At 60.0% G+C, this 6,313-nt stretch carries 3 protein-coding genes; 1 reads left to right on the top strand and 2 read right to left on the bottom strand.

Annotation, left to right across the window (positions count from 1 at the left end):
• Positions 1 to 324: 324 nt before the first annotated feature.
• Complete coding sequence (locus GDN47_RS27575) at positions 325 to 2,265, top strand: M23 family metallopeptidase (RefSeq protein ID WP_145636231.1); 1,941 nt, start codon at positions 325 to 327, stop codon at positions 2,263 to 2,265.
• A 106-nt stretch (positions 2,266 to 2,371) separates the two neighbouring features.
• Here the strand turns inward: GDN47_RS27575 and clpB are convergent, their stop codons facing one another.
• Both clpB and GDN47_RS27565 read right to left on the bottom strand, forming a co-directional pair.
• A complete protein-coding gene (gene clpB, locus GDN47_RS27570; protein WP_145636238.1) occupies positions 2,372 to 4,972 on the bottom strand; it encodes an ATP-dependent chaperone ClpB in 2,601 nt (866 codons plus the stop codon).
• Between the two features lie 385 nt (positions 4,973 to 5,357).
• Positions 5,358 to 6,053, bottom strand: a complete 696-nt coding sequence (locus GDN47_RS27565) for a DUF4167 domain-containing protein (protein ID WP_095435959.1) — start codon at positions 6,051 to 6,053, stop codon at positions 5,358 to 5,360.
• Positions 6,054 to 6,313 lie beyond the last annotated feature (260 nt).

Raw genomic sequence — 6,313 nt, 5'->3', positions numbered from 1 at the left:
GGCCTATTTTGAAAAAAATCAAAAAACAAATAACTAATTGATTCTTATGTGAGTTTTGTGAAGATGCCCTGTAGTCATCGAAAATAGCCTGCAAAAACACCCACAGATATCCTGGATGAAGCGTCGGGCCGCCTGCACGATGACGGAACAAGCCGCAAAACCGCTTTTCTGCGTCCCATCTTCATCAGCGACCCTGCCATTTTATGGGAAACAGCATATGGATCGCCGCAAAAAACGCCCGGTTGATTTGACACCCCTGTCATAAATATGCACATCTTCGCCCCCAGCCTGCGGCTCGCATGAAGGAAGCGGATCACGATCGGCATGATGACGGACAAGATGATGCTCCGATCACTCGGTAACGAGCCGCCTATCCTGGCCGATGGCCGGCGGGCGCCGGATCGGCGCGAAGTGTCTCTTCGTTGGCTTTCCGGCACCTTTCTGACAGGCCTGACGTCGAGTATCCTGATGGGCGTGGCCTTGTTTGCCGCACTTGACGGCCGCCAGCAGCTGGCGATCCCCGCGGAAGCCTACGCGACATCGGACAATCATAATGCCACCGACGACCAGGTCACCCGCGGCGGCCGGCTGATTTCCACCGCGATCGCCTCGAAGCCGTCCGACCGCAATATTCTCGAAGTTTCGACCGTTGTGCGCGATGGCGACAAGGAGGTGGTGCGCCGCCAGCCCTTCGCTCATGTGAAGATCGCGCTCGCCACCAATCGCATCGCCAGCGAAAGCTACCCCCCCTTCGATCCGCTGGCGATCTTTTCCGCCGACGAAAACATACCGCAGCCCGCCAACAAGACCGGCGCCATCTACGGATCGGACGTCGAATCCGAAGTCAGCCTGAAGACGATTGCCTTTCCCACCAAGGATATTCCCTTCCAGCTCGCCGGCTCCATGTCACTCGATGAGGTCGAAGAAAATGTCCGTTCCAACGGTTCGGTGCTGGCGGACGGCAATACCCAGCTTTCGGCGCTCTATTATGTCGACCCGCGCCGTTTCGCCAATGACGATCCCGACGTCGATCTGACGGCGGGCCTTGCAGCCCGCATCGTTGAAGAGAACATGTCGGTCTCCGCTCCGGAAGCCGTGACCGCGCAGACGGAAGAATTTGCCGACGACATCATTCCCGTCCGCGAAAACATGTCGATTGCCGCGGCGCTGACCGGATCCGGTTATCTGAAGGCTGACGCGGACGATGTCGCAGCCAAGATCCAGCCGCTCTTCGGTTCGTCCGATGTCTCCGCCGGCGACGTGTTGCGTATCGGCATCCTTCAGAAGGGTGAGCAGGCGAAAATCATCCGCGCCAGCATCTATCGCGGCACGAAACATCTGCTCACCATCGCGCAGAACGACCGCGGCGAATTCGTCGCCGGCAGTGCACCGCCGATGCTCGATGCCATCGCCACGGCCTTCGATAACGACTTGCCAGCTGTTGCGGCCGGCCGCGACCTGCCGAGCGTCTACGACGGCATCTACCGCGCCGCCCTTTCCTACGGCATGACCAAGGAGATGGTGGCGCAGATCGTCAAGCTGCTTGCGAGCAATGTCGATTTCCAGGCGCAGCTGAAACCGACGGATTCGCTGGAAGCCTTCTTCTCGGTCACCGACGACAAGGGACAGGCGACGGCCGATTCCGAACTGCTCTACGTCAACGCCCGGTTCGGCGACAACGTCACCCGCTTCTATCGCTTCGAGGATCCGACCGATCATTCGATCGACTACTTCGACGAGAATGGCAAGAGCATCCGGCAGTTCCTGCTGCGCAATCCCGTTCCCACCGGCGTCTTCAAATCCGGCTTCGGCATGCGCCGCCACCCGATCCTCGGCTTTGCGCGCATGCATACCGGTGTTGACTGGTCAGCCCCGCGCGGCACGCCGATCATCGCTGCCGGCAACGGCATCGTCGAAAAAGCCGGTTGGGATTCAGGTGGTTTCGGCAATCAGACACTGATCCGCCATGCCAATGGCTACGTCTCCTCCTACAATCACCAGAGCGCGATCGCCAAAGGCGTCGTGCCGGGCGCAAAGGTGGTGCAGGGACAGGTGATCGGCTTTATCGGCTCGACGGGCCTGGCGACCGGCCCCCACCTGCACTACGAGCTGATCGTCAACGGCACGAAAGTCGATCCGCTACGCATCCGCCTTCCCGGCGGCAAATCGCTGGAAGGCGACGCACTCGCCAAGTTCCAGGAAGAACGCAAGCGCATCGATACGCTGCTCACCGACGAGAAGACGAAGCAGATCGCCAGCAAGTAGCCTCGGCCGCTCGGCCTATTTCATGCTGAGCTATCAACACTACGCTACGGCCGATAGCAAAATGGCGGCCCGAAGACCGCCATCTGTGTTGACTCGGTCGGCCAGCTTACGCCGCTTCGTTTACCGCCTGACGCGGGCGGAACAACAGCCGGTCCGAACCGCTGGTGACCTTGACGAGCGAGCCATCCGGAATCTGCCCGGACAGGATCTGCTCGGCGAGCGGATCCTGGACATATTTCTGGATCACCCGCTTCAGCGGCCGTGCACCGTAGACCGGATCGTAGCCCTTGTTGGCCAGCCAATGGCGGGCATCGTCGTCGAGTTCGAGCGTGATCTTGCGTTCCGACAACAGCTTCAGCAGACGTTCGAGCTGAATGTCCACGATCGCGCCCATCTCATCGCGCTTCAGGCGATGGAACAGGATGATCTCGTCGATACGGTTCAGGAATTCCGGCCGGAAATGCGACCGGACGACTTCCATTACCTGCTCGCGCACCAGATCGCTGTCATCGCCGTCCTTCAGCTGGGTGAGATATTCGGCACCCAGATTGGAGGTCATGATGATCATTGTGTTGCGGAAATCGACCGTGCGGCCCTGTCCGTCCGTCAAACGTCCGTCATCCAGAACCTGGAGCAGGATGTTGAAGACATCGGGGTGCGCCTTCTCGATCTCATCGAACAGCACGACCTGATAGGGCCGGCGGCGGACGGCTTCGGTCAATGCGCCGCCTTCCTCATAGCCGACATAGCCGGGAGGGGCACCGATCAACCGCGCCACGGAATGCTTCTCCATGTATTCGGACATGTCGATACGCACCATTGCCGTCTCGTCGTCGAAAAGGAAGCGGGCAAGCGCCTTCGTCAACTCCGTCTTGCCGACACCCGTCGGACCGAGGAAGATGAACGAGCCGATCGGCCGGTTCGGATCCTGCAGGCCGGCACGCGAGCGGCGAACGGCACGCGACACAGCCTGAACGGCGTCACCCTGGCCGACGACCCATTTTGCCAGCTCGTCTTCCATCCGCAGCAGCTTGTCGCGCTCGCCTTCCAGCATCTTGTCCACGGGAATCCCGGTCCAGCGGGAAACGACCTGGGCGATATTGTCGGCGGTAACGACCTCCTGCACCATGGAATCGCGGGCACTATCCTGCTCTTCCGCGGCGTGCAATTCCTTCTCAAGATTGGGGATCACGCCATAGGCAAGCTCGCCTGCACGCTGGAATTCACCCTTGCGCTGGGCAATGGCGAGTTCGTTGCGGGCATCGTCGAGCTGCTTCTTGAGATCGGCGGCAAGACCGAGCTTCTGCTTTTCCGCCTGCCAGCGCGCGGTCAGCGCATCGGCTTCCTCTTCCAGCGAAGCAAGATCGCCCTCCAGCCGCTTCAGCCGGTCGGCGGAAGACTGGTCGGTTTCCTTCTTCAGCGCCTCACGCTCGATCTTCAGCTGGATGATGCGGCGATCGAGTTCATCGAGCTCTTCCGGCTTGGAATCCACCTGCATACGCAGACGCGCCGCTGCCTCGTCCATCAGGTCGATGGCCTTATCCGGCAGGAAGCGATCGGTGATGTAGCGGTTCGACAGGGTTGCAGCAGCCACCAGAGCGGCATCGGCGATGCGCACCTTGTGATGCTGCTCATATTTTTCCTTCAAGCCACGCAGGATCGAGATCGTGTCTTCGACCGTCGGTTCCTCAACCATGACAGGCTGGAAGCGGCGGGCAAGGGCCGGATCCTTCTCGACATGCTTGCGGTATTCATCGAGCGTGGTCGCGCCGACGCAGTGCAGTTCGCCACGCGCGAGCGCAGGCTTCAGCAGGTTGGATGCATCCATCGCACCGTCGGCCTTGCCGGCACCAACAAGGGTGTGCATTTCATCGATGAAGAGGATGATCTCGCCATTTTCCGACTGCACTTCGTTGAGCACGGCCTTCAGCCGCTCTTCGAACTCGCCGCGGAATTTCGCACCGGCAATCAGCGCGCCCATGTCGAGCGCCATCAGCTTCTTGTCCTTCAGCGATTCCGGCACGTCGCCATTGACGATACGTAGCGCCAAGCCTTCGACGATCGCCGTCTTGCCGACGCCGGGCTCACCGATCAACACAGGATTGTTCTTCGTACGGCGGGACAGGACCTGAATCGTGCGACGAATTTCATCGTCACGGCCGATCACAGGGTCGAGCTTGCCTTCGCGAGCCTCGGCGGTGAGGTCTCGGGCATATTTTTTCAAGGAATCGAAGCTTTGCTCCGCATTGGCGGAGTCAGCCGTGCGGCCCTTGCGGATATCGTTGATGACCTGATTGAGGGCAACAGGGGTCACGCCGGCATTCTTCAGGGTTGCCGACGTGGAAGCCGAGGGTTCGATCGCCAAAGCTTGCAAGAGACGCTCGACGGTGACGAAACTATCGCCCGCCTTCTTGGCCGCATCTTCTGCAGTCGTGAAAACCTTGGCGAGCGGCTGTGAGAGATAGACCTGGCCGTCACCGCCGGAAACCTTCGGCAGCTTGGCAAGCGCGGCATCATTGGCGATACGGGCAGCTTTGGCATCGCCGCCGGCACGTTCAATCAACGAGGCGGCCATGCCCTGATCGTCGTCCAGAAGCACCTTGAGAACGTGCTCGGGCGTGAACTGCTGATTACCCTGTGCAAGCGCATTGGTTTGGGCGGATTGCAGAAAACCGCGTACCCGCTCGGAGTATTTTTCAATATTCATATGAGACCTCCATGAATCGCTCTGCCCGGACCCGGCACAGACCGATGATTGAGATTGAGCCCCCTCTAGAGGCGAGCCCCGCCTTACCGCCATTGAGATTTGCAGCAAGACAACTGGAGGAGATATGGGAGGCTATTTGAAGAGTTTAAAGGGTGCAAAACGCGAAAAAAGCGCGGGGTTTGGTTGGCAAATCGCGCCGACTTATTGGCCGGTTCCCTCAGCTAAACCCAGCTTCGACGGTCGATGGTAGCGAATCTTTCTCTCTCGCTACCTGATGACCATTCAGCCCTTTCCATTCGCCCATAGCAAAACGGCAACGGCAGCGCATCTCGCACTGCCGTTGCCGTTTCAATTTCTGCCGACTGCGCCCGAAAGCGTATGGGCCTTATTCCGAGGTTGCGTCCGCCAAGGCCGGAGCTTCGCCCGAAGCGGCTTCGCCCTCACCGTCGCCACCGGCAGCGCTGCGGCGCGGCTGGCGGCGCGGGCGGTTACCGCCGGCACTGCGGCGGCGCGGCTGGCGCTCGGTGGCGGCCACGGCCGGAGTTTCCTCTTCGATCGCCACTTCGGCCGGAATCCCTTCGATCACCGGCTGCGGACCGGTGCCATTGATGACCTCGGGCTCGCTGGCCGGAGCGGCAGCAACCGCTGGAGCAGCCTGCTGCTGGCGACCGTGGGGCTGAGCCATCTGCGGCTGATCGTCAATCTCCTGCGCATCGATATCGTCGATATCGCGCTCGGCATTATCGCGGTCATTGTAATTGTGATGATCGTCGCGCTGGTAGCGCTCCTGCATCTGCGCCTGGGCGCTGGCAATGATCCGATTGTAGTGCTCGGCATGCTGCAGGTAGTTTTCCGCCATGACGCGGTCGCCGGAGCTTTGAGCATCGCGAGCCAAGGCCGCGTACTTCTCGGCGATGTGCTGTGCGGTTCCGCGGATTTTCACATCGGGACCGGAGCTGTCGTAAGTCCTGGTCAGCGGGTTCGAGCCCTTGCGGTTGAAATTGTTGTTGTTATTTCCGCCGCCGCCGTTGTTGTTATTACCACGCCCCCGACCGCGCTTGTTTTGCTGTCCTGGCCTCATAGATCCTTCACCTGAATTCTCTTCGTTGGGATAAAATCATACACGGCACCTGCCGCCGCGGGTCGGATACTTCCGAACCGGGGCCTGCGTGCCGCAAGCAAACTGCGCTTTAGCGCTCGTCTGCCGCTCGACTACGTCAGATTAACTGATCACGCATTGGGTTATCTTCAACCTTTAACACTCTTATCAGAGAGCGGATCCCCGAGGCTGTCCAAGATGAGCGAATCGTCTCGTTCATTCCCAGCCGCCCAACGCGTGAG

This window comes from Martinezella dioscoreae, assembly GCF_009176305.1.
GTDB classification, from domain to species: Bacteria; Pseudomonadota; Alphaproteobacteria; order Rhizobiales; family Rhizobiaceae; genus Rhizobium; species Rhizobium dioscoreae.
The sequence above is the reverse complement of the archived record's forward strand: the minus strand, read 5'-3'. Positions and strand labels throughout refer to the sequence as shown.